This is a genomic window from Limnohabitans radicicola (assembly GCF_014837235.1).
Classification (GTDB): domain Bacteria; phylum Pseudomonadota; class Gammaproteobacteria; order Burkholderiales; family Burkholderiaceae_C; genus Limnohabitans_A; species Limnohabitans_A radicicola.
Genome location: NZ_JACYFT010000001.1, coordinates 40,237 through 64,501, shown reverse-complemented (window position 1 = coordinate 64,501; position 24,265 = coordinate 40,237). Strand labels below are relative to the sequence as shown.

Below are 24,265 nucleotides of genomic sequence, written 5' to 3'. Positions count from 1 at the left end.
AACCTCGCAATGAGTTGAGGTTGATTAAGCAACCCTTGTGCCAGGATTTTTAAGATTACCGGTGAATGTTTTTTTTATTTAAATGAGTACTTAAAATATATTTAAGTTAAAGATGTGTCAGGGTCTCAGACTGCCGGAAGTTTGACAGACTGTCGGTTTAGGAATCATGCCCTGGCAAGGCTGGCCAGAGATGCGCAAGACATCGATGGCTGGCAAGGCGCGTGACTGAAATCCCATTCGCCTGCAGGCGTAAGGGGTTGCTGGATTGTGGCTCACAGCAAAAAAGACGCAGCCCCAGCAATTGGGGCTGCGTACGGATGAGGGCATCTCAGGACTCATGCCAAAGTCCGTCGTTCCGGGTTTGTCATGACGGCAAAGCCGGCTGGCGATCAACCCAGGAGTTTGAGGACCGATTGCTGACTTTGGTTGGCTTGAGCCAGGATGGCAGTTGCCGCCTGCTGAATGATCTGAGTTCGAGCCAGCTCACTCGATGCTTTGGCGTAATCGGTATCCAGAATACGGCTGCGTGAAGCGCTGGTGTTTTGCGCGACGTTGGTCAGGTTATCCACTGCATAGGTCAGTCGGTTGGTGATCGCGCCGAATTTGGCTCGATCGTCATCAATGGCACTGATGGCGGCATCCAGTGTGGCCAAAGCGGACGTGGCGCCCGATGTTGAAGTCAGTGTGATACCGCTGACACCCAAAGCGATGGCATCGATGTCATTCAACTGGACCGTGATTTGGTCGCTGCTTGTGCCGTCAACGCCAACCTGGAGAGTAACGAGACCCGAGGTGCCAATGCCTCCAGCGCTGCCTGCGCTTTTCGCAGTGAACAGCTTCATACCGTTCCACTCTGTATTGTCGGCAATTCGACTGATCTCAGCCTTCAGTTGTGTCACCTCCGCATTCAGCGCGGAGCGATCCGACGATGTGTACGTGTCGTTGGATGCTTGCACGGCCAGTTCACGCATGCGCTGCAGCATGTTGGTGATTTCGGTGGTGGCACCTTCAGCCGTTTGCATCAATGAAATGCCATCGTTGGCGTTACGAACAGCCTGATTCAGACCACGGATTTGGGCCGTCATCTTGTTGCTGATGGCCAGGCCGGCCGCATCATCGGAGGCACTGTTGATGCGCTTTCCTGTAGACAGCTGTTCCATGCTGCTGGACAGGGCTCGGTTGTTACGAACCAAAGCATTTTGGGTAACCAGCGAATTGATATTGGTGTTGATGACGGTCATGGCTGTGTCCTGCGATCAAATAATGTGTGGTTTGTGTTGGCGTGGCAAGCAATGCGCTTCACTGAACGCGAGCTGAAAACGGCATGGTGTTGGTGTCCCCGAGAAGTTCCGTCAAAGAAAGACGTTCTTGCAACAGCACAGGCTGATCGGGGTACAAAGTGAGCGCAGCCTTCACGACTTTGAGTGCTTTTTGATGTTCACACTGGCTGCGCAAAATACGGACCCAGTGCTGCCAAGTCACGACAGGCGTCGCGTCTCCCTGGATATGAACAAGCTGTTCAATCAGACTGTCAGCAGCGATCCAGTCATGACGGATTTCAGCCAGCAAAGTCGCAATGGCCAAAATTTCGGGATGATTGGGATAGAGGCTCAGCCCTGCATCGCCAAGGGCTTGTGCCAATTCCATGCGGTCATCCACCACCAGTTTGGCAATCGCTTCACGAATCTCTGTGGCGGAGAAGCGAGATACCTCCCTGCTCGACAGTGGAGGTTGTTGGGCAATGACTTCATTTATCAGCAGTTGACTGCGCATGCTCATGGGGTGTCCCCTGTGTGAGTGTCAAAAATCCGCCGGACAATGTTTGCCGCAGCGATCTGTGAAACCCATTAAGCAAAGGCTGTGCCAACTGATGGTGGCCAGTTCTTTTTGATCTTTATGCCTGGCCTCCCGAGCTTGGCGCACGCAGCTTGTATGTAAGCCAAGGGGGAATCATGGCCATCTGATGGCCATAGCGAGCAGCGGCAGCGGCCAATGTTTGCCGCTGTCGTTGAGTGCGCGCAAGGTCACGCGCAGGAGAAGGTTGTCAATACATCGGTGTCTTAGGCTTACCTAGAGCGCCTGGTCAATACGATAAGAAGCCAGATATTCAACGTAGCAAAGCCAATACGTAGGCAGGTTGTTGGTTGGCTTGCGTCAACATGGCCGCGCCGGCTTCTTCCAGAATCATGGCACGGGCCAATTCTGCGGTTGTCTTGGCGTAGTCCGTGTCCACCAGGGTGCTCCGTGATGCTTGGGAGTTGAGCGAAACATTGGCTGAATTGTTGGCGGCATGCATCAAGCGGTTGGCGGTGGCTCCCCATTCTGTCCTTGCCTGATCAATTTCAGTCAACGCGCTGTCAATCACTTCTATGGCAGCTGCTGCTCCCGATTGGCTGCTCACATCAACTGAGCCTGAGGTTTGGGCGCTGGCCAAAGAGCCAGTGTCCAGCGAACTCATGGACAAGGTGAAGGCGTCGCTGCTGCTGGCGCCCACCTGAAAAGCGACAGTCCCTGAGTTGCCTGCTTCGCCTTTGAGGACTTTCATCCCGTTCCATTCAGAGTTGTTCAGGATGTTTCCCAGCTGGCTTTGCAGTGCGGCCACCTCGGTCTGCATGGCATCCCGGTCGTCGCTGGAGTTGGTGTCGTTGCCTGCCTGAACCGATAGATCGCGCATGCGGAACAGCACATCACTCAGGCCTGCCGCAGCCCCATCGGCTGTTTCAAGCATCGAAATGCCATCGTTTGCATTGCGCACAGCCATGTCCAGGCTGATGATTCGGCTTCCCAGCTTGTTGCTGATGGCCAGACTGGCGGCATCGTCTGCTGAACTGTTGATGCGCCTTCCCGTAGACAGTTGTTGAATTGCGTTCGTTGTGGCGCGGTTGTTCACTGCCATCGCGTGTTGCGAAACCAGTGCATTCAGGTTGGAATTGACGACGGCCATGGGCTTATCCAGTCTTTATTGCTTCTCGACAGTTCCAGAGTCGGAGCGACGCTGGAAAACTTGAGTCCAATTTTCAAAAAAGAGGAAATATTGGCTTTTCATGCCTGGCTCGGTTTTTGCTTGTTGATAGAAAAAATTCAACGGCAAACCTTTGCCAGATGGAGTCATTCATGAAAATCAGTGCGGAATTGCACCACGCCTTGGCCCGCATCAATGCTGCCCTGATCAAGGGTGATGACGCGGCGTTGGCGCAAGCATTTGATGGCGTGGAGCTCAAAGAAATCCTGTCGCAGGACACCATTGCGGCCGTGCGTGCCCTGGGCAAGGGGCCTTTGACCATGTTGCTTTGCACGCTGGCCGAACACAATGATGTGGAGGTCGACCGAGCCCGCCATTGGTTGGCTTGCTACCAGTCCGTTGCGCAAAAGCAGATGGCGTCGAGTCTGCGCCAATTGTCGAGTCAGCAGGTTTTGCGACTGGCTGTCGAGGCATTGACACACCGACAGCCGCTGACAGGCGATCAATTGAAAAAGACCAAACCCAAAGGATCCCCGCTGGCTTGGCAAGATGCAGTCGAGCTGCTGCTGGACCACAAAGACTGGTCTTCATTGGTGGCTTTGCTGGCCCACTTGGGGCGTCAGCCAGCTGAGACGGCCATTTGGCTTCAGATTTCGCGCTGCCTCTCCCGTCGTCATCGCTTGTACGTCGATGAAACAGGATTGCCGCAGGCGGACGTGGATTACCGCGCCCTGGCTCGCTTGTATGGGCTGTGTGCGGATGCGGCTCAAAATGCCAAAGTGGAGAAGGTGCAACGGGCCCTTAACCATTTGGCAGCCAGTGCTCAGGAGATCGCTGGTGAACATGTCAATGCCATCAGTCGATTGAATCGATTGGACCCCCATGCCAAATCGGTCGCGGTGCAATTGGATATAGCGCGCAACCACTGTAAAGCTGGAGATGCCATCCAATCGATTGCCAGTTTGGACATGGCGCTGCGATTGCAAGTGTCGACAAAAAACGTCGAAGGGCAGGTGAGCACTGGAATGCTGGAGGCTGGCCGCAGTGAGTTCACGGTGCCCGAAAAGTCATTTGACTTGAAGAAAGCTTCGCGTGCTTTGAGTGACTTGAGCCGCATGGCACAAGAAAAGGGCACGCCCGTATTCCTGGTGTCCGGGACTTTGCTGGGCTATGTGCGTGAGGGGCAGCTGCTCTCGCACGACAAAGACATTGACGTGGGCATCGTCGGTTGGGAAAACCAGTACGCCTTGTGCATGGCATTACAAGAATCAGGCTTGTTCACTGTCTCTGCCCAATTCCTCAAAGGGCCCGAAACTTTTTACATCCCGATCAAGCACAACGCGACAGGCATGTGGATCGATGTGTTTGTCTACCACCCCAAAGATGGCAAATGGATCACTGGCGTGGATTTCTTCTTCGGCTATCGACAGACATTTGCCTTTACCCCGTTTGAACTGCAGGACATCGAGTTCCTCGATGTGACCATGAAGGCGCCAATCAACCCTGAAATCAATTTGACCGAGAACTATGGCAACTGGCGAGTCCCGGATGTAGCGTATTTGTCACATCTGGAGTCGCCTTCCACCATGGACAAGGGCGGCCTGTCTTACATGCTCACCGCGCGCCTGCAAGCCTTATCGGCATGCATCAAGAACAAGCCGGCCAAGTTGCGAAAAATTCTGACATTGATGCGGGAGCACCAAGGAGTCGACGGCGCCATGTCTCTAGAACTCATCGACTTGTTGAACCAATCGGTGTCTCCAAAAGACGCCCATTCAGAGGAGCCGTGCCATGCATGAACAAACAGCTTGCATCTTGTTAGCCGGTGGCTCAGGGACCCGGTTGTCGGGTGATCAGCCCAAACAATTTGTGCGCATTGCGGGAAAAACCATTTTGGAACACAGCCTGAGTACGCTCCGGGAGAACATGCCAGATGCGGTGATTGTGGTCACCACACCATTTGACCAAGTCAGAAAAGTGGCAGACATGTTCAGCGAAGACCCCTTGGTCGAAGTGGTGGCCGGTGGCACCAGCCGACAGGCGTCGACCCTGAGGGGCCTCAAGGCCCTGGCAAAACATAAGCCCCGTAACGTCATGATCCACGATGCAGCGCGGCCATTTTTGGACGGTCGCATCATCCGTGATGTGATTGAAGCTCTCAAAGAACACGATGCCGTTGATGTGGCCATTCCAACGGCCGACACGATCATTGTCGAGCGTGAAGGGTACATCGACCATATTCCCAAGCGCCAGCACCTGTTGCGTGGTCAAACACCACAGGCTTTCCGATACAAAGACCTGGTGACTTGCTATCAGACCTTGGGGGAGCACAAGCTTGACCAATTCACTGACGACTGCGGTATTTTCATGGCCTGTAACCCTGACGCGCGCGTGCGCATCGTCAAAGGCAGTGAAGAAAACATCAAGGTCACGTATCCGATTGATTTGATCCTGGCCGATGAAATGTTCCGCTTGCGGTCTCAATCATCGAATGTGGACAAGCCGGGGGTGAATTTGCGCGGCAAGCGCGTGGTCATCTTTGGTGGTACTCGAGGCATTGGCAAAGCGATGGCCGATATCCTCGTGGGTGGCGGGGCACAGGTCCTGGGGTGTTCACGTGAAAGCGGGTGTGACATCACCAAAGAAGAAGATGTGCAACGTGCTTTGGAAAATGCCGCAGCTGAATTTGGGGGCATCGATGTTGTGGTGAATGCTGCGGGGCTGCTGAAAAATGGCAAGGTACAAGAGCAAACAGCCGCAGATGCCGCAGAACAGATCAACATCAACTTGCTCGGCGCCTTGAATGTGGCCCGCCATGCGCATTTCTGGCTTGAGCAAACTCAAGGCTCACTCCTGTTCTTTGCATCGTCTTCCTACACCCGAGGACGGGCAGGCTCGGCCGTTTACTCTGCTACCAAGGCTGCCATTGTGAATTTGACGCAAGGGCTCAGCGAAGAGTGGGCAGAAGATGGCATTCGGGTGAACTGTATCGTTCCCGGGCGCACGGACACTGAAATGCGAACGTCAAATTTCAAAGCAGAGGCTCAGGACAGCCTTTTTAACCCGTACCAAATTGCATTGTCCGCATCGCGGGTGATTTGTGGTGATCACAGTGGACGGCTCGAGCGTGTTCATTGATTAACGAACTTAATGAATTAAATGCTATGAAAAAAAATCCAATACCAGAATCTACAAGTCTCGATATTGCAGCCATTTCTGATTTGTTGAATCAACATGCAGGTCAGATACGGGTTTTGAGCCTGGACTGTTTTGACACGCTCTTGTGGCGAACAGTCAGTGAACCCGTTGAGGTGTTCAAGGACCTTCAAAACCAACCCTTATATATTGAGTACGGTATTTGCTCAGAGAGCCGCCGTATGGCTGAGCGGCGTGTTCGGCAATTGCGTGCAGGTTTGTATGGTGAACATGAAGTCACCATTGAGGAAGTGTATGAACACATGTTGCCTGACGCTTCCAAAGAGCTCGTCGAGCAGTTCGTGCGTGCAGAGGTTGAAACTGAGAAAAAATACCTTTTTGCTTATTCGCCCATGTTTGACTTGCTTTCAAAGGCCAAGAAGATGGGTATGAAAACCGTGTTGGTCAGCGACATGTACATCCATGGTCATCAGCTTAAAGAACTGGTGGAGTCTTGTGCCAAAAAAGCGGGTGTCCCTGTTCACATCGATCACTACTTCACGTCAGCGGATCATCGAACGACCAAAGGACGCGATTTATTTCATATCGTGGCCAAACAATTGGGCGAACCTCAAGAGGCTTTCTTACACATTGGCGATAACCCTCATGCGGATTTGGAGGGCGCGCGTCGCGCTGGGGTCAAGGGTTACCACTTCAACAGGTTCACGCCCTTGTTGGAAGACTGCATGCGCAAAAATGCCACCATGCAACGATTGCTCAGCAACGACCATGGCGAAAGTTTGCCTATGGCAAGCAATTGGCACGCCACATGGTCCCGTTTGCCTCGGACAAACAACACCATGGAAATGGTTGGTTGGTATTACTTGGGCCCGGTGATGGTTCAGTACCTTCAATGGTTGATGTCAGAGATTCAAGCGCTCAAAGCGCAAGGCCATAGTCCTCGCATCGTCTTCATGATGAGAGACGGTTATTTGCCGTTCAAGGCCTACCAGAGCTTGCAAGCTCAAGGCCTCGTTCCTTTCGACGCACCAGTCCATGCGATGGATGTATCGAGATTCGCAACTTTGGCCCTGAATTTCAACGATGAGCATGCGATACAGACCTACCTGATCAGCCAAAAGGACAAGATGTACCGTGCTGAGATGGTCCGTCAGTTGATGGGGGTGCATGACATCGACGCAGTTCAAGTCAACATCAAGACGGATGATGCGCTCCCTTGGACTGAATTCATGCAGAGTGTTCTGCAGCCTGAAAACATCCAATCCATCATCGATGCATCGCGCAAGCATCGGGCTAACTTTATTCGGTATATCCACAAACAAATTCGACCCAAGACTGGGGAAACATTGGTGTTGGCTGACTTAGGCTACACCGGGACGATTCAAGAACAGATCAAGGGTATTTTGGCTGAAGAGTTTGGCCTGAAACTTGAAGGACGTTACTTGATCCTTCGAGAGGCCTCCTCAAGGCAAACCAGCAAAAAGGGTTTGATTGACTACCGTTCGATGAACAGAAATTCATTGAACTTGTTGTTGTCACAAATTCAGACTCTGGAACAACTGACTGTCAATGACAATGGGAGTTTGATTCAGTATACAGAGGTTGGTCGAACGGTGTACGAAAAATCACCTTTATCGGATCAACAGCGATTGGTTAAGCAGAATGTGCAAACGGCGGCACTTGATTTTATTCAGACGCAATCAAAAAATATTTTGCAATTTATCAAAAATCATCCGTTCTCGCATATGGAGGCTGCAGGACTTATCGGGCGATTTACGCTCCAGCCAACGGTTAGCGAAATAGAGTTGTACCAACTTTTCAGTCACGACATCAACAATGGCACCAGGCGTTTGCGTTGGATTTCAAATCCCGTCATGTCCCGACAAATGTTGATACGTGGTGGAAATATGACATACGATAGCGAATATCACAAAATGCTATCGAATGATTTAAACGCTTTCGGACCTGAATTAACAAACTTTAATTTTCTGAAGTCACGCTTGGGGGTTAAATTCACGTTGATGGATCACAAGGTCGTCGGCGGTGATGTACCTTGTGTGCTGTTGCAAGGTGAAAATTTTCACCAAACAAAAATGCCATGTTTCAGTTCTCATGAAGGCTTTAAGGTAGGCATTCTTAGGGCCATTAAGACCTGTTCAGCCGTTGGATTAAGTTTTGGTCTTAAACATGAATGGCTGCAAATTCATTCCATCGCATTGGTTGATTGGGCACAATTCGCGAGTAACCCTGGTTGGCAGTCACAAGTTGATTTGATTCCCAAGTCCCATGCCGAAGGTGGTCAAAGCCTTGGTCAAGGACTTGTCCACTTTGAAAATTCAGACGGTTATCTGCATATCGATCTCAAGGATTGCTCAATGACAACTCGGGGTGACATAGTTTTGATCATTGTGTTCAGGGACATAGCTGCCCGCACAGCATCTTCCACTCAAACAGAAGCCGGTATTTTAGCGATCCAGCAAGTGGAAGAACCTAAAGTGATCTCTCATGTTGATTGAAGCGCTATTTCATCCGAACTTCAGGGATATTCATGACCACGCGTAAAACAGTATTGGTTATTTTTCCGGATGAGATCACTGCTGGTATTGCGAAGTTTCCTTGGTTAGCGAAAGAGGCGAATTGGCTTTGTTTATCCATTGATGCACTGGACAGGTGTCTTCAGCTGCAACTCCCACACGCTCAAATGCCAACTTGGTTGCAAGCAACTGGAACATTTTCTGCAGATGAGCACCGATACGTGTATTCTAAATTGCAGTGTTTGGAAGAGTCCTTCATTGAGCAGCGAAATTCGATGGGCTTCAATGAGCATGCCTATTGGAATCATCAGCACAACCTGACACAACTGACTTTGTTTTCTTCTGCCCAAAAAACCGCAGCATTGGCTGTTGAGAACCTATCCAAATCAGTCCCATTGTTGATGCTGCAGCGCGTGGGCGTAGGTGATTACCATTTTCCTGGTGGTTTGTTGACCGCCATTATTCAAGATAAACTTCAGCGCGCGGGATTTCAGACTGAGACGATTTATTTGCCACTATCTCAACTGATTTCGACTTATGCGCCAACAGTTTACAGTCAAATTCCGAATTATTGGTCTGCTGACGTTTCGCAAAAATGGCAGGAATCGGATTCTAACGTTGTGATTTCGCCAAGCGGTCTTTTTTATAAGTCGGATCAGAAAAAATTATTGCATTTGATTAAAAAACTGGGCGTTACCACCAAGACATGGATGCTCTCGCCACCATTTTGGAACGTCATCCCAGACGGCACTGGTTTCAAGGACAGAGTTTCGGTTCAGTCCGCTTATGAAAACCTGAGCCCATCGATGCAGCAAGCGTTGATGGCGATGGTTGAAGGCATGACCGCCTCCACAGATGAAGTGATGCAGGAAATACTGGGCGATCAAATGGAACGTTTGGATCTTTACCAGCATCAAATCCAGCAAATCAAGCAACGGCATCTTTTTCAGTGTTTGACGTTCCTGGGTATGGCTCACTTGTGTTCTATCAAAAAAATGGATGCTTTGATTGTCAGTAATCTTGATGGCGGTATCAATGGTTCGCTTTTTTCTGCCGCGCAGGATGCTTCGTCCCCTTGTTATATGTTGCCCCACAGCCATGTGATCAATCAGGCCAGTGAAGGGCCTTGCACGGTCATAACTGAATACTGGCAACCCCAGCCTTCCATGTCTCATCGAGGAGCGGTGAATATCCCTGTTTATTTGCCAACAGAGCTCAATCTAGACAGCACGATGGATTTGTGGAGTGCACCAAGGCCTCAGAAGGTGGTGGTTCTATTCAATGGTATTCACCGATGGACGGCTCTCAATACTGGCCTGAGTTTTTTTAAAAAAACACTGACTGACATAGTGGAAATTTGCTCAAATGAAGGTTGTGAGTTGGCATACAGATTGAAGCCAGGCGATCAAACCCCGTTGGATGCATTCTGTCATTTGCTTGAGCTTGACCGTGAGTTGTGTCAAAAAGGTATTCAAGAGCCATTGGATGTTTTGCTTAGAAATACGGAGTTGGTCATTGCCATTGATGACCCTTCTTCTGCTTTGTGGGAAGCCCTTGAACTGGGGTGCGCGGTCATTTTGATTGCAAATCGTCCATTTATCAGCTCAACTTTGCTTGATGGAAATATCTTGGAGAGTTTTTCACCTGAGCAGGGTCTGGAGCTGATAGCGCAAGTGCTTTCAGACAAAAATCAGCTTGATCAATTGCGATTGACACAGTTCGCTAAGTTGCTTGCGTTGCGCGAAAGCAGGCTCACAAATTGATGCACCGACTAGTGTGGTGTTGATTTATGGAGCAAAACCTGCTCAGAGAGAGGCGCCTTGATGGGTTAGCTTCTTGGTAAGTGATAACTGCTCAAAAAAATTGGCACAAATCATGCTTTTTGTGATGGTGTCAATTTTTTGATGTATTCACTTCAAGCAAGGTTTCTATGCTGCGCAACTCAACCATTCTTGTGACCGGTGGCACAGGTTCGTTCGGAAACACCTTCCTGCCGATGACCTTGGCCAAATACAACCCTAAGAAAATCATCGTCTTTTCACGCGATGAAATGAAGCAATGGGACATGGCCAAGAAGTTCCATGGGGATGAACGCGTCCGGTTTTTCATTGGTGACGTACGAGACAAAGACAGATTGCATCGTGCGCTGGATGGCGTCGATTTTGTTGTGCATGCTGCCGCAACCAAAATTGTCCCAACGGCCGAATACAACCCTTTTGAGTGCGTCAAGACCAATGTGATAGGTGCCATGAACTTGATCGATGTCTGTATCGACAAGGGTGTCAAAAAGGTGGTGGCCCTGTCAACGGATAAAGCCAGCAGTCCCATCAATTTGTATGGCGCCACCAAATTGGCCTCAGACAAAATGTTTGTCGCGGGTAATTCTTACTCCGGTGGGAAAACAACTCGTTTTTCGGTGGTTCGATACGGCAACGTCATGGGATCGCGTGGTTCCGTGATTCCCTTTTTCATGTCCATCAAAGACAAAGGTGTGTTGCCCATTACAGACGATCGAATGACGCGCTTCATGATCTCTCTGGAAGAGGGCGTAGAGCTGGTTTGGCACGCTTTTGAAGACATGGTTGGCGGTGAAATTTACGTGAAGAAGATACCTTCAATGAAGGTCACAGATCTCGCTCGTGTGGTTGCACCTGAAGCCCGCCAGGAAGTGGTCGGCATTCGTCCTGGTGAAAAACTGCATGAACAGATGATCAGTGCCGAAGATGCGCACTACACATATGAGTACCCAGAGCATTTCAAAATTCTGCCCACCATCAATGGCTGGGCTAACTGTCCGAAGCGTATCCAAACCGGTATCAAAGTGCCTGAAGGTTTTGTGTATGCAAGTGACAACAATTCCGAATGGATGAGTGAAGAGCAATTGCAGGATTGGATGGTTGCCAACAAAGAAAAAATCGGGAGCATTTGAGTGATGATTCCCTATGGCCGTCAGGAAGTGACCCAAACCGACATAGACGCTGTGGTCGCGGTACTCAAATCCGTAAATCTGACGCAAGGACCCGCTATAGAGCAATTTGAGCAAAGCGTGATCAGGCATACAGGTGCCATGTATGCTTTTGCTGTGAGTAATGCCACTGCTGCACTCCACATCGCTTGCTTGGCAATGGAGCTCGGTCCTGGTGATTGGCTCTGGACCGCCCCCAACACTTTTGTGGCATCTGCAAACTGCGCTTTGTACTGTGGTGCGAACGTGGATTTTGTGGACATTGACCCGCATACCTACAACCTCTGTCCTGAGAAGTTGGAGGCCAAACTAATCCTGGCTCAAAAAGCCAACAGACTGCCCAAAATAGTGGTGCCAGTGCACCTGACTGGTCAGCCTTGCGATATGGTCGCTATACATGCCTTGGGACAAAAGTACGGCTTCAAAATCATTGAGGATGCCTCACACGCCATTGGCGCTCAATACAAAGGCGAACCCATTGGCCATGGTTGCTACAGCGATATCACCGTCTTCAGTTTTCACCCAGTGAAGATAATCACCACAGGTGAAGGTGGTATGGCCTTGACCAACGATACCAAGCTGGCCACACGCCTAGGTTTGTTGCGAAGCCACGGCATCACCAGAGATCCTGCATTGATGACCCGGCCCATGGATGGTCCGTGGTATTACGAGCAAGTGGCCTTGGGCTATAACTACCGCATGACCGATATCCAGGCTGCACTGGGTACCAGTCAAATGACGCGTCTGACTGCTTACATTCAGCGACGCCACGACATAGCCAAGCGATACAAAGAATTGCTGGCAGATCTGCCGCTGACATTGCCCGCTCAAAATCCAGACAGCTACAGCGCTTTCCACCTTTATGTGATTCGATTGCAATTGCAGCGCATGACACGCAGTCATCGAGAGGTTTTTGAAGCCCTTCGCGCCAAAAACATCATGGTTAACTTGCATTACATTCCAGTGCACACTCAACCCTACTACCAAAAAATGGGTTTCAAGCTGGGTGATTTTCCTGAGGCCGAGCAGTATTACCGCGAAGCCATCAGCATCCCCATGCATGTCAATCTGACCGATGCAGAACAGTCGTTCGTTGTCGATGCATTGCGAGAGGCCATCTGCTCATGAGATTGGCCGTGATTCCTGCACGCGGTGGCAGCAAACGCATTCCCCGAAAAAACATCAAGCACTTTGCGGGAAAGCCGATGATCGCTTGGTCAATCGAGGCCGCATTGCAAAGCGGCTGTTTTGACCGCGTGCTCGTGAGTACAGATGATAAAGAAATCGCAGATATTGCTCAATTTTTTGGCGCTGAGGTGCCCTTCGTCCGACCGCCCGAACTGTCAGATGATCAAACGGGAACCACACCCGTCATGGCCCATGCGATCCTTTGGCAAGGCGAGAATGGTGTTCCCGCAGTGGATGTTTGTTGCATTTACGCGACCGCTCCATTCATTCAATCGCAAGACATCCAATCTGGCTTGGCACAGCTTCATAGCAGCGGCGCAGATTACGCGTTCAGCGTGACCAGTTACGCATTTCCCATCCAACGGGCCATTCGCATCACTTCAGAGCAGAGGGTTGAAATGTTTCAACCCGATCATTTCCATACCAGGTCGCAAGATTTGGAGGAGGCTTGGCATGATGCAGGTCAGTTTTATTGGGGGAAAGCGGCTGCATGGCTGGCACAAACACCCGTTTTTTCAAAGTACTCTTGCCCAGTCTACTTGCCTCGCCATCGAGTTCAAGATATCGATACCCCTGAAGACTGGATCCGTGCCGAATGGATGTTCCGCGCATGGAAAGCACAGTCATGAATACATCTCATCAGCTGTCCATGAACCGTCTGCACTTTGTTTTCCGCTTGGACGCTGGAGGGCAGTTCGGTAACGGTCATTTCATGCGCAGTATGGTGCTTTGTGTCGAATTGCTTGAGCGAGGACACGCTGTCACTGTGCTTGCTCAATCTATGCCTCTCCCATTGAAGAGCTTGATGCGGGAACGTGGCCTCGTTTTGCAGGACATCAACCCAGCAAGCGATGGCTTGGCGGAACTCGCTTATATCCACAATGAGGCATCTGTCGATTGGCTGGTGATCGATCACTATGGGATTGATGCAGGCTGGGAAAGCGCTGCACGTCCTTTTGCGGCGCACATCATGGTCATTGACGACTTGGCCAATCGCCGTCATGACTGCGACATCTTAGTCGACCAAAATGTACCGAACCGCTTGCAACTGCTCTATACCGATCTTTTGCCCCAGCAATGTGTCCAAGTCATGGGTTGGTCGAACTTGTTGGCGAGGCCGGAGTTCTACGCAAAGAGTGATGAGGATAGATCCGGTACGTTGCTGTTTTTAGGTGGCGGCGACCACAGTGAGCCGCTCACAGCTTTGATCGAAAAATTACTTGAACGTGTCGATTGCCATCCGCTGAAGGTTTTGGTGTCATCTGATTACCTGCCCATGGCGCACTGGCAGGAGCGTCTTTCAAGCGGTGGACAGGTGTATTGCGACCTGCGAAATCCAGCCCCTCTTTACCGCAGTGCAAAACTGGCCGTTGTGCGCTGTGGTTTTGTGTCATACGAGCTCGCGCTGCTGGGTATTCCTGCGGTGAACATTCATTCCACCCCTGTTCAAGCGGAGGTCGCCAATGCACTGCAACGAATGGGGACTGGCGTAGCACTTTCAGTGGATGATTTGTCAGACTCTGAATGCCTACAAAAAGCCCTGCATCAGGCGGCCGCCATGGCGCCAAAGCCCCTCAATGAAACGCTTCGTCCTGGTGCTAAGCAGGTCGCCAACTTATTGGAGAAATTTCATGAACACCGATGACATCAGCGCCCATTACCGTCGCTTACTCGCCGAACACGGTGACTCACCCCAAGCTGTTCAGTACGCTTGCAAAAAAAGCCAAGAGAGGCGATTTGAATTGCTCGCAGGTATTGGTGACTTGAGGAACAAGCGGATCCTCGATTTTGGTTGTGGCACAGGGCAACTGGGCAGCTACCTCCAAGCACAGGGTATTAATTTTGAGTACTACGGCACTGACATTGTTGAAGAATTTTTGACACTCTGTCAGTGCAAGTTCCCACAAGGAACTTTCGAAAAATTCGATCGCTTGTCGCACCTCGAATTTGACTATGTTTTTGTGGGTGGTGTTTTCAACAACAAGATGGCGAATAACAGCCAGTTTTACCAAGAGACTGTCGCTAAGCTTTTTTCAATGTGCAGACTTGGACTGTCTTTCAACATGATGAGCGCGTACGTTGACTTTCAGGCGCCTAACCTTTTTTATGAATACCCGGAAAAAGTGTTCGGATTCCTTAAGCGCGAAGTCACGCCATTTGTGACCCTGCGAAACGACTACGAAGTGAAACCGGGGGTTGTACCTTTTGACTTCACAGTCTATGCCTACCGGAGCGGCCAATGAAAGTCGCTGTCATCGGTGGCGGCTTCACAGGTTGCATGGCTGCACTCCATGGCGCTCAGGAAGGTCATGAGGTGACATTATTGGAAACTGGAGAGCGCCTGGGTGGAGTTCTGCGAGATGTTGAGGCGGCTGGCGGTCTCTATTTCAATGGGTGCCAATATTTGCGCGAGGGTTCGGTGAATCGATTGGGCTGGTCCGATGCATTTATTGAGTTCTCGCATGAATACGGTAGCGTTACAGCTCTTGGCAATGGTCAAATCAGAGTTGTGAACGATTGTGCCCAGCCCTCACTCGATGGGAAAGTCTATTTATCGGATGTATCTTCAATAGAGGGTAGCGCTTTACAGCGACTTCACGCCTATGGAGCGCATGCCCCTGGACTGATCAATTGGGCACGATCGTTCGGAGATCTTGAACACCTCGATTGGCGCTGCCTCATTCCGATGCAACTTTCGAGGCTTCATTTTCCCGATGATCCGGAAATTCCAAAGTGGAAGATGGAGAGTCAATGCGCGAATGAATTGCTCGCGATACCTCGTCGACAGCGGGGACAAATGGCCGAAAAAGCTTGGTTGCCAAGAAAAGGCTATAAAGAGTTTTTTGTTCGAATGGAGCAGGCCATGCTCGATTTAGGTGTCACCATTCGGCTCCAGTCACCGGTCAAACCTTCTCTTGAAGGAGACCAATTGATTCTGAGTTCTCGGTCGGACCAGATACCGGCGGATGCTGTGGTGTGGACGGCTAATCCACAGCCACTTTTCAGCCGCCTGTTCGGTACGCGGTTGGATACACCGCCGATTCCCATGAAATTATTGGTTGGTGATCTGCGCAAGGATGCCCAGTTGCCCGTGTCGTTGCCCTATTACTGGCAAGTGTTCGATAGCAGTTCTTGTGTGGTAAGGCTCTATATCTACGAGCTTGGCGGTGTTTTAAAATTTTCAGCTGAGACCTTTGATTCGGTTGACAGCGCCGCTGCCTGGCGTGATTTGCAAAGAGTGATGCAACTGTGTGGATTGGGACAGGGCCACCAATTGGTTTCCGTATCGAAACAAACTCGATATGTCAATTTCAGCCCAGAGGAGCACCAAGCCTTTGAGACCCTGACACCAGAAATGCTGGCACACGGTGTGGTTCCAGGTGGTTGGCAATACTATGGCCGAGAGGAAAAAGTCACCTCTATCCTTTCGTCATTGGATGAGCTGTTGCAAGCACAAACTGAGGTCACTTATGCCTAGTTGCGCCATCATGCAGCCCACGTACCTCCCTTGGAGCGGGTATTTTCATCTGGCCAGTCAAGTTGACACGTTTGTGTTTCTTGACGATGTGCAGTTCGAGCGTAGATCTTGGCAGAGTCGAAACAACATTCTCTCTAATGGTCAAGCACATCTGTTGGTTGTCCCGGTGCAGCAGGCTCCGCAGCAAACGCTGATTCGTGATGTCCTTCTTTCATGCGATACACCCTGGCAGAAGAAGCATTTGCGCTCAATACAGGTGGCATATCCCTCTATTTGGAAAAACCCTCAATTGCGCGAGCCGTTAACTGAGGTGCTCGAGGGGCCACATCTGAACTTGGCTGATTTGAACATTGCTTTGATCTCTCTTTTTTTCAACTGGTTGAACATCGGGTGTAAAACGCTAAGGGCATCGAATTTGGGTTGTGGCGGCCATCGCTCCCACCATTTGGCTGAAATTTGCCAAATGGTCCAAGCTGATACTTACTATTCGCCCATGGGCTCGCGTGCATATCTTGAGGAAGACCAGTTCGAAAACTTCTCCGGTGTCAACCTCAAGTTAAGTGAATTCATCCCCAGCGCCTATCCCCAAGGGAAGTCGCTCAACTTTGTTTCTCATCTGTCTGTGATCGACGTTATTGGACATTGCGGACTGGATTTTGCGGGTGTGTACGTCAAAAAAGGAACTCACGATGCAAATCACAATTGATGGCCGGGTTATCGGCACGAATGAGTCGCCATATGTCATCGCCGAATTGTCAGCTAACCATAATGGACAACTTTCATTGGCCTTGCGTTTAATTGAAGAGGCCAAGAAGGCGGGTGCTGATGCAGTCAAGATTCAAACTTTCAAACCCGACACCATCACACTTAATTGCGACAGCGAAGACTTCAAAATTCATGGCGGACTCTGGGATGGTCGTACGCTTTACGAGTTGTATGATGAAGCGCATACGCCGTGGGAATGGCACAAACCTATTTTTGAACACGCCCGAAAAGTGGGGATCACCCTGTTCAGTTCGCCGTTTGACCCTACTGCGATTGACTTGCTGGAAGACCTGAATGCGCCAGCTTATAAAATTGCCTCATTCGAGGCGGTGGATCTGCCGCTGATCAGATATGCGGCGAGCACGGGCAAGCCCATGATCATTTCTACCGGGATGGCTGATGCGCAAGAAATTCAAGAAGCTATTGATGCGGCCCGAGAAAGTGGTTGCAAGGAGTTGGCGATTTTGCATTGTGTGAGTGGATACCCTGCACCTGCAGAAGACTACAACCTGCGCATCATCCCTGACATGATCGAGCGATTTGGTCTGGTGACTGGCCTGTCGGACCACACATTGGACAACACCACGGCCATTACCAGTGTGGCCATGGGCGCCAGCATCATTGAAAAACATTTCACCCTTGACCGAAGTGGTGGTGGGCCTGATGACAGTTTCTCATTGGAACCAGCTGATCTTGCTGTTTTGTGTCATGGCGCAAAAACAGCTTGGCGGGCCTTGGGGAAAGTGGACTATGGTCAAAAAGCGAGCGAAAAAGGCAATGTGAAATATCGCCGTTCACTTTACTTTACAAAGACACTGGCCTGCGGTGCAAAGATTAAGGCAGGCGATATTCGCAGCGTACGACCTGGATTTGGTTTATCCCCTAAATTTTTAGATCAAATGATAGGCAGGACATTGATTCGAGAAGTGGTCGCAGGAACCCCTGTTTTGCCATGCGATATCAAAGACTGAATAGTCCCTAGAATCAAGGTGCATGGTAATCCCCCCGTTTTTCACTGAAGCGAGAAGTAGAACGGTTATGCAGCCATGGCCAGTCGCTGCTTGGGGGTGATGCCGCCCAGGGCCATATTTGGGCGGTCGTGATTGTATTTCCACATCCACTGGGTGGCGAACAGCTGAACCTCCTGCAGATCGGTCCAGTAGTGCTGTGACAGCCATTCATAGCGCACAGTCCGGTTAAACCGTTCCACATAGGCGTTTTGCTGGGGCTTGCCCGGCTGGATGTATTCGAGCTTGATGCCCCAGTCATGCGCCCAGCGCTGGATCGTTGCACTGATGTACTCGGGGCCGTTGTCGCAGCGTATGACCTGCGGCTTGCCACGCCAGGCAATGATCTGGCGCAGGGCTCGGATCACCCGCTCTGCGGGCAGCGAGAAGTCGATCTCAATGCCCAAGGCTTCGCGGTTGAAGTCGTCAATGACGTTAAACAGCCTGAAGCTCCTGCCATCCTCGAGCTGGTCGTGCATGAAGTCCATGGACCAGACTTCGTTGATGGCCTGGGGCACGCTCAGCGGCTCGGGCTTGTCACGCACCAGCCGCTTGCGGGGGTTGATGCGCAGGTTCAGCTCCAGCTCCCGGTAGATCCTGTAGACGCGCTTGTGGTTCCACTGGAAGCCTTTGACGTTGCGCAGGTACAGGTAACACAGCCCAAAGCCCCAGCTGCGGTTATTGTCCGTCAGGCGCTGCAACCACTCGGCAATCCGGACGTTCTCTGCATTGAGCTTGGCCTCGTACCGGTAGCAGCTCTCGCTGACCGTGAACACCCGGCAAGCCAGTCGTATGCTAATGCCACGCTGGGCCACAACTTCTTTGGCCATCTCGCGACGACGAGACGGCCGACTTACTTTTTTGCGAGGTACTCGGCAGCGATCTCGGCCTTGAGCTTTTCCTCGATGTACATCTTCTTGAGCCGCCGGTTCTCTTCTTCAAGCTCCTTCATGCGGGCCATCATGGATGTGTCCATGCCGCCGAACTTGGCGCGCTACTTGTAAAAGGTCGCTGTGCTGATACCGACTTCGCGGCAAAGGTCTGGAACAGGTAGGCCAGACTCAACGCGCTTGAGCGCATCCATGATCTGGCTGTCGGAAAACTTGGACTTCTTCATGTAGAAATTCTCTTCGAGAAATTTCTACTTCTCACTCCGGTGGTTTTGAGGGAGGATTACCTGTAGTTGGCCAACAGGCCAGACAGCAGTTCTTCGGGTACTTCGTGTTTCTTGGTGATCATTGTGATTACGGACTGTGGGGCTCATGCCCCAGGGGGATTGTCCGTTTACACAAAATCCTGCACACCCTCAGGTGATGTCAGCCACCCATACCTGCTCGCTGGCTGTAACGCACAGTTGCTGCTCCCCCGCCTTGAGCAGGTTCGGGTGGCGGCGAAACCGGTGATGGCTGTCTGTGGTCTTGTGATACGCCCGTCGCTGCGGCACCAGCATTCCAGCGTTGCGCAGCACATCAAACATCGCATCGCGCCCCAGTTCAATGCCCGCCTTCGCCAGAGGATCACGCAGCACATGGTGCAGCTTGCGTGTGCCCAGCTGGGGCTGCCTGACACGCCAATCTCGCACCAACCGCACCACCGCCTGGCCTCGACTCTCACGCTGGGCGTGACGCCGCTGGCCCTGATAGAAAGCCTGGCGACTTACCCCCATATGGCGGCAAGCCCTCTTCACACTCAGCCCTTGGACGAGTTGCTGCGAGAGGACTTGCCCAAAGGCTTTTTTACGACACGCACCCCGTAGTCCTTCTTCAGCACGTCCAGCACCGCCTCGAACAACTGGGCCTTCTCCTTGGCCTCCCTGAGTTGAACTTGCAAGGCTTTGATCTGTTGCTCGGGTGTCAGAGATGTGGGTGTTTTTTCTCGGGGCATGGCTGCCGATGATGCCTGAATGCTCCAGCTTTGGCGTCCATGCTTGCGCATCCACACCAGCACCGTCGAGCGTTCCTGGATCCCATACCGTTGCTGCGCTTGTTTGTAGGTCAGCTCGCCTTTTTCTACTTGTTCGACCACAGCCAGTTTAAAAGCCAGCGTGTAGTCCTTCTGATTCCTCTTGATACCTGATTCCATTTGACTTGCCTTTTCTTCCAAGAAAAGGTGTCAACCTCTGGCAGGACGGGTCATCACCAAAAAAAAGCCAAGCTTTCGCTTGGCTTTTTAGGCTTGCCAGAGCATGAACCATCTCGCAGAGACGATTCATGCAGGAGGTCAATATCAGCGCAGCAAAGACAACACACTCTGCGGTTGCTGATTGGCCTGCGCCAGCATCGCGGTCGCTGCTTGCTGAATGATCTGCGCTCGTGCCAGCTCAGTGGTCGATTGTGCGTAGTCAGTGTCCAACACACGGCTGCGAGACGCTTGTGCATTCTGCGAGACGTTGGACAGGTTGTCGACAGCGTAAGTCAGTCGGTTCATTGTTGCGCCGAAAGTCGCACGGTCTGTGTCGATCTGGGCAAGTGCATCGTCCAAGGTGCTCAAGGCCGCAGTGGCGCCAGAGGTCGTGGTCAAAGAAATACCGCTGATGCCCAAGGAGGCAGCGTCGAGGTCATTCAGCTGAACCGTGATCTGGTCGGCCGATGTGCCATCCACACCCACTTGCAATGTGACCAGGCCCGAGGTGCCAATACCACCAGCACTGCCTGCACTGGCTGCAGTGAAGAGTTTCATGCCGTTCCACTCGGTGTTGTCTGCAATGCGTGTGATTTCATCTTGAAGTGCAGTGACTTCGTTGTTCAGGGCTGAACGGTCATCGGCGGTGTAGGTGTCGTTGGAGGCTTGCACAGCCAGTTCACGCATGCGTTGCAGCATGTTGGTGATTTCCTGAGTTGCGCCGTCTGCAGTTTGCAGCAAAGAAATCCCGTCATTGGCGTTGCGCACAGCCTGGTTCAGACCGCGGATTTGAGCGGTCATTTTGTTGCTGATGGCCAAACCTGCGGCGTCGTCACCGGCACTGTTGATGCGCTTGCCAGTGGACAACTGCTCCATGGCTTTGCTCAAGCTGCGGTTGTTGACGCTCATGGCGTTCTGAGCAACAAGCGATTTGACGTTGGTGTTGATAACAGTCATGGTCTTACTCCTGAAAGAGAAAATTCACTTTGGTGTGGCAGGAACCTTGGTGGGAGTAGGACCTGCCGGATTTACAGAAAATCTGATATGAATCTCTGTTGGTTGATGAATCGTCGTTGGCAGAAAAAACTTGAGAAGTTTTTTTAAAAGATGCTGCCTTCAGATTTTTTCGTTAAGCAGAATGCCTTTGAGGTCCTGCAGGTTGTGAGCCACACGAACGACCACCTCATTGGGGATTTGCCGAATAACCTCGCCCGTTTGTGAGTTGGTCACCGTGACGATGGGCATGTTCAGCGCGTCGTCCATCTTGAAGTTCAGGTTGCGACCGGTTTGTTTCATCTGGTTGTTCAGCTCCTCCAGGGTTTTCTGAAGGTTCTTGCGTTGCGCTTCTGGGTCGAACTGAATGGCAGGTTTGGGCTCGGCTTTGGCGCTGCGCTCCAGGCCAGTGGCTCCCGCTTTGATGCCATGTGCTTCACGCAAGTGCGCAACTGGGCTTGGAGGGGTGTTGGCGACCCGTGCAATATCGGTAGTCATGATGATGTCCTTTGCAATGGACCCCTGAATGAGCTACAAAATGGATGCATCCACAGGGGTGTGAATGCCCAGAACAGGGGAGTCGTCACCATGCATCGGCACTCACTCCGATAACTTGAGTGCCGAATCAGATAAATCGTAATCCCCAGGGCAGATGCTCCTGAGGGTTTATGTTTTAGTTGTTGTTGCTGTTTGACATGGACGCGAAAGTATTCTTCAGTCCGGTGCGCACACTGTTGCTGTTGCCCACGATGGATTCCATGACACTGAATTGCTGGGTATACCGGTCCAGCAATTTGGTCATTTGATCGTCGAGTTTGCTCAAGTCGGCTTTGTATGCCGTGATTTTGGCTGTGGCCGTCTTGGTTTGGCCATCAATGATGCCGGTGCTCCTGAGCATTTTGTCCAATTTTTTGACTGCTTCTCCTGCCAAGCCGCCGTTCGCGGGGTTGTAAATGCTCTGGGCATTTTGTCCAGCGGTGAACATGGTGCTGACTTGGTCAAAATGGCTGCTCAGTGCCTTGTCGAGTTTGGCTTCGTCCAGTGTCAAGACGCCATTGCGGTCAATGCTCAGACCGACGTGGCGACCGGCGTACACATCAGGGTTGAGTGGGGTACCGGTCGTTGCAGATGGGTTCGCATATGCCTTGAAATTGCCCGTGACCATGGACCGGACCTGGCTGCGAACAGTCTGAAGCAGGTTGTCGCCTGCGAGTGCACCACCGAATTCATCCACTTTGCTTTCTCTGTCACCCAAGACTTTCATGGCCGACTCAAAGTCGTTGTATGCGGTGACAAGCCCCTTGATGTTGTCTTTGATGCTGGTGGTTTCGCGTTGCAAGTCCAGACGTGCAGGCGTGGTGGTTGGTGTGTACAAATCAAAAGTGACGCCATCAACAACGTCACTGATGGTGTTGCTGCTCCGGGTAATGCCGAGTCCGTTGATGCTGAATTGAGCGTCTTGTGCAACTTGCGCCGGTGCATTGAATGTCACATCTGTTGATGAACTGGTCAGTGTGAAGGCTTTGGCGGCACCCGTTTCGCCTGTGATGACAATTTTGAAATTGCTGCCCGTGTTGACGAGCTGAGCGCTGATGCCTTTGTTGGCGCTGTTGATCGCACTCACAATGCCCGCTGGTGTCTTGGTGTTGACACTGATGGTGTCGCTGGTGGTGTTTGGGCTGATGCCTGTGACCAGGGTCAGTTCCAGGTCGTCGTCGGGGCTCAAGGGGGTATTTCTGGCTACAAAGCCGCCGGTTACAGTCCGTTGTGCCTGCGCAATTTGTCCCACAGATACGTTAAAGCTCCCTGCCTCCGCCAGACTGGTGGTGCTGACGCCAAATGCTGCAGGCTGGCTGTTCGTGGTTTTGATGGAGGCAAACTCAGATGCATCGTTCATTTTGGCAAACGCTGTTTGCAATTGAGATAAAGCGTATTTGATCGCACCGTGCCCTGAAATTTTGGCCTCTGTTTTTTTGATCTTTGCTTCAATAGCGTCTTTGCGCGGCGTCTTTTCTGCATCGACCAAACTTTGTGCCAACGACTTGACATCGATGCCAGAACCTGCGCCCAGTGTTGTAACGATGTTGGTGGCCATGGTGGTTGGTGATCTTCAAAGAAGGAGTTACTGCTGAAAGAAATGTGAACCCGTGCAATGGGTTTCAGTCAGCATGGCTCATTTGATGTACTCGAACAGACTCAAGCTGGAGATTTTGGAAAAGCTGCCCATGGCGGCCTGCAGGGCCATCATCTCTTTGTTCATTTTGGTGACTGCGCTGGCATAGTCCAGATCTTCAACTTGGGACAGCGAGGACTTGAGCCGGAGCGTCGTTTCATTGAGCACGTCCAATTGTGACTGAACGACTTTTTGATCGGATCCTGTATGAGCCAAAGCCAGGTCAAGGTTGCTGCTCATCTGGGAGGCATCAGAAATGCCTTGCTGAATGCCCTGGGTATCGCTGTTGTCAACAGCCTTGATCATGTGATCGAGCGCGTCAAAGAAACCTACGCTCTGCCCATCCTGACGGACCACTCGGCTGAAAACATCGGTACCAGCGCGCGTGAACTGCACAACGCGTTCCACGCCCGCAGGTATCTGGGTTTGCGTTTGATCGCCATGGTAGGTCACGACCCCATCGGTATCTTCCGAAAAAGCGGGCGTCTTGACCCGTGTGCCCGAAAACAAATAGTTGCCGCTGTCATCCCGGCTGTTGCCCAGACTGACCAGTTGTTGACGCAATGCCTTGAGTTCCACGCCGACGGCTTTGCGGTCTTCTGGGCTCAAGGTGTCGTTGCCCGCTTGCAGACCCAACTCTTTGACTCGGGTCAGGATGTCACTCGATGACTTCAGCGCGGTTTCTTCAGCCGAAAATCGCTGCATGGCCACCTTCAGTGCCTGTATGTGGCTGTCCTGGCGATCAATTTCGCCATGCAGACGTTGAATGGCTGCAGCTTGATCGGGGGCATCGCTGGGCGAGAGAACTTGTTTGGTTTCTGCCATTTGAGCCTGCGTCGTGGCCAACCGGTTTTGAATGGTGCTCATGCGCTCAGTCGCACGGTCAAAGAGCATCGAGGTTGAAATTTTCATGATGGTCTTTC

At 51.5% G+C, this 24,265-nt stretch carries 20 protein-coding genes and 2 pseudogenes; 12 read left to right on the top strand and 10 right to left on the bottom strand.

The features are described from left to right. Positions 1-389: 389 nt before the first annotated feature. The 4 genes from IC609_RS00345 to IC609_RS00330 form a co-directional block, all read right to left on the bottom strand. A complete protein-coding gene (locus IC609_RS00345; RefSeq protein WP_191817485.1) occupies positions 390-1,241 on the bottom strand; it encodes a flagellin N-terminal helical domain-containing protein in 852 nt (283 codons plus the stop codon). A 58-nt stretch (positions 1,242-1,299) separates the two neighbouring features. Then, positions 1,300-1,779 carry a hypothetical protein gene (locus tag IC609_RS00340; RefSeq protein WP_191817484.1) on the bottom strand — a complete coding sequence of 160 codons (480 nt, stop codon included), beginning with the start codon at positions 1,777-1,779 and terminating at the stop codon, positions 1,300-1,302. Between the two features lie 328 nt (positions 1,780-2,107). After that, complete coding sequence (locus IC609_RS00335) at positions 2,108-2,944, bottom strand: flagellin N-terminal helical domain-containing protein (RefSeq protein WP_191817483.1); 837 nt, start codon at positions 2,942-2,944, stop codon at positions 2,108-2,110. Positions 2,945-3,108: 164 nt separating this feature from the next. Further along, on the bottom strand, positions 3,109-3,339 hold the full coding sequence (locus tag IC609_RS00330) for a hypothetical protein (protein ID WP_191817482.1): 231 nt from the start codon (positions 3,337-3,339) through the stop codon (positions 3,109-3,111). 36 nt (positions 3,340-3,375) lie between these two features. Here IC609_RS00330 and IC609_RS00325 point away from each other — a divergent pair, with 36 nt between their 5' ends. From IC609_RS00325 to pseI, 12 genes are all read left to right on the top strand, one after another. Continuing rightward, positions 3,376-4,761, top strand: a complete 1,386-nt coding sequence (locus tag IC609_RS00325) for a hypothetical protein (RefSeq protein WP_191817481.1) — start codon at positions 3,376-3,378, stop codon at positions 4,759-4,761. Continuing rightward, on the top strand, positions 4,754-6,100 hold the full coding sequence (ispD, locus tag IC609_RS00320) for a 2-C-methyl-D-erythritol 4-phosphate cytidylyltransferase (RefSeq protein ID WP_191817480.1): 1,347 nt from the start codon (positions 4,754-4,756) through the stop codon (positions 6,098-6,100). The genes IC609_RS00325 and ispD overlap by 8 nt, the downstream gene beginning before the upstream one ends. After that, a complete protein-coding gene (locus tag IC609_RS00315) occupies positions 6,097-8,634 on the top strand; it encodes an HAD family hydrolase (RefSeq protein WP_191817479.1) in 2,538 nt (845 codons plus the stop codon). The genes ispD and IC609_RS00315 overlap by 4 nt, the downstream gene beginning before the upstream one ends. 32 nt (positions 8,635-8,666) lie before the next feature. Next, positions 8,667-10,415, top strand: a complete 1,749-nt coding sequence (locus IC609_RS00310; RefSeq protein ID WP_191817478.1) for a hypothetical protein — start codon at positions 8,667-8,669, stop codon at positions 10,413-10,415. A 167-nt stretch (positions 10,416-10,582) separates the two neighbouring features. Then, positions 10,583-11,581: a UDP-N-acetylglucosamine 4,6-dehydratase (inverting) gene (gene pseB, locus IC609_RS00305; protein WP_191817477.1), complete on the top strand. Its 999-nt coding sequence runs from the start codon at positions 10,583-10,585 to the stop codon at positions 11,579-11,581. Positions 11,582-11,584: 3 nt separating this feature from the next. Beyond that, a complete protein-coding gene (gene pseC, locus IC609_RS00300; RefSeq protein ID WP_191817476.1) occupies positions 11,585-12,745 on the top strand; it encodes a UDP-4-amino-4,6-dideoxy-N-acetyl-beta-L-altrosamine transaminase in 1,161 nt (386 codons plus the stop codon). Positions 12,746-12,753: 8 nt separating this feature from the next. Then, the gene (gene pseF, locus IC609_RS00295; RefSeq protein WP_333473610.1) at positions 12,754-13,434 is read left to right on the top strand and encodes a pseudaminic acid cytidylyltransferase; all 681 of its coding nucleotides are present in this window, start codon (positions 12,754-12,756) and stop codon (positions 13,432-13,434) included. A gap of 20 nt (positions 13,435-13,454) precedes the next feature. Continuing rightward, positions 13,455-14,450, top strand: coding sequence for a UDP-2,4-diacetamido-2,4,6-trideoxy-beta-L-altropyranose hydrolase (pseG, locus tag IC609_RS00290; protein WP_191817474.1), 996 nt, complete (start codon positions 13,455-13,457; stop codon positions 14,448-14,450). Next, on the top strand, positions 14,437-15,048 hold the full coding sequence (locus tag IC609_RS00285; RefSeq protein WP_191817473.1) for a class I SAM-dependent methyltransferase: 612 nt from the start codon (positions 14,437-14,439) through the stop codon (positions 15,046-15,048). Before pseG ends, IC609_RS00285 begins: the two co-directional genes overlap by 14 nt. Beyond that, the gene (locus IC609_RS00280) at positions 15,045-16,283 is read left to right on the top strand and encodes an FAD-dependent oxidoreductase (protein WP_191817472.1); all 1,239 of its coding nucleotides are present in this window, start codon (positions 15,045-15,047) and stop codon (positions 16,281-16,283) included. Before IC609_RS00285 ends, IC609_RS00280 begins: the two co-directional genes overlap by 4 nt. A 10-nt stretch (positions 16,284-16,293) precedes the next feature. Next, positions 16,294-16,989: a WbqC family protein gene (locus IC609_RS00275; RefSeq protein WP_191817471.1), complete on the top strand. Its 696-nt coding sequence runs from the start codon at positions 16,294-16,296 to the stop codon at positions 16,987-16,989. Continuing rightward, positions 16,973-18,019 (top strand): pseudaminic acid synthase, encoded by a 1,047-nt coding sequence (pseI, locus tag IC609_RS00270; RefSeq protein ID WP_191817470.1) that lies wholly within the window; start codon positions 16,973-16,975, stop codon positions 18,017-18,019. The genes IC609_RS00275 and pseI overlap by 17 nt, the downstream gene beginning before the upstream one ends. 65 nt (positions 18,020-18,084) lie before the next feature. On the opposite strand, the pseudogene IC609_RS00265 reads toward pseI, so the two are convergent. The 6 genes and pseudogenes from IC609_RS00265 to flgL all read right to left on the bottom strand — a co-directional run bounded on the left by IC609_RS00265 (position 18,085) and on the right by flgL (position 24,254). Further along, a pseudogene (locus IC609_RS00265) lies at positions 18,085-19,172 on the bottom strand (IS3 family transposase). 192 nt (positions 19,173-19,364) lie between these two features. Continuing rightward, positions 19,365-20,137, bottom strand: a pseudogene (locus tag IC609_RS16045) (IS3 family transposase); the annotation flags it as partial. Between the two features lie 144 nt (positions 20,138-20,281). Beyond that, positions 20,282-21,133 carry a flagellin N-terminal helical domain-containing protein gene (locus tag IC609_RS00250; RefSeq protein ID WP_191817467.1) on the bottom strand — a complete coding sequence of 284 codons (852 nt, stop codon included), beginning with the start codon at positions 21,131-21,133 and terminating at the stop codon, positions 20,282-20,284. A 159-nt stretch (positions 21,134-21,292) separates the two neighbouring features. Beyond that, positions 21,293-21,667 (bottom strand): flagellar protein FlaG, encoded by a 375-nt coding sequence (locus IC609_RS00245; RefSeq protein ID WP_191817466.1) that lies wholly within the window; start codon positions 21,665-21,667, stop codon positions 21,293-21,295. A 175-nt stretch (positions 21,668-21,842) separates the two neighbouring features. Next, complete coding sequence (fliD, locus tag IC609_RS00240) at positions 21,843-23,264, bottom strand: flagellar filament capping protein FliD (protein WP_191817465.1); 1,422 nt, start codon at positions 23,262-23,264, stop codon at positions 21,843-21,845. A 78-nt stretch (positions 23,265-23,342) separates the two neighbouring features. Next, positions 23,343-24,254, bottom strand: coding sequence for a flagellar hook-associated protein FlgL (flgL, locus tag IC609_RS00235; RefSeq protein WP_191817464.1), 912 nt, complete (start codon positions 24,252-24,254; stop codon positions 23,343-23,345). Between the last annotated feature and the right edge of the window lie 11 nt (positions 24,255-24,265).